Below are 529 nucleotides of genomic sequence, written 5' to 3'. Positions count from 1 at the left end.
AAGGAACGCCACCCCGGGGTCTCGTACACGTACGGCCGTCCGCTGGGCCCACACCCCGCGCTGTTGCGGGTGCTGGAGCGGCGGCTCGCGGAGGCGGTGGACCCGTCCTGGGACCCCGCCGGGGTGACGGTGCTGCTGGTGGGGCGCGGGTCGACGGACCCGGACGCCAACGCCGAGGTGTTCAAGGCGGCCCGGCTGCTGTGGGAGGGACGCGGATACGCGGGCGTGGAGACGGCGTTCGTGTCGCTGGCGAAGCCGGACGTGCCGGGCGAGCGGGAGGCCCTGGCCGGGCGGACGGACGTCCCGGGGCTCGTGGTGCTGCGCAGCCTGACCAAGACATGGGGCCTGGCGGGCCTGCGCATCGGGTACGTGTTGGCAGCCCCGGAGACCGTCGCCCGGCTGGAGCGGGCGCAGCCGCTGTGGCCGGTGTCGACGCCGGCGCTGGCGGCGGCGGAGGCGTGCGTGTCGCCTGCGGCGCTCGCGGAGGCGGTGGAGGCGGCGCGCGGCATCGCGGCGGACCGCGCGCTCG

General features: G+C 77.3%; 1 protein-coding gene. It reads left to right on the top strand.

From position 1 onward, the window contains the following. A partial coding sequence (locus LPA54_RS36345) for an aminotransferase class I/II-fold pyridoxal phosphate-dependent enzyme (RefSeq protein ID WP_228984788.1) occupies positions 1-529 on the top strand: 529 nt, incomplete at both ends.

Origin of the sequence: Streptomyces sp. DH12 (genome assembly GCF_020873895.1) — a bacterium.
Classification (GTDB): Bacteria; Actinomycetota; Actinomycetes; order Streptomycetales; family Streptomycetaceae; genus Streptomyces.
This window is presented reverse-complemented; position numbering and strand designations above follow the sequence as displayed.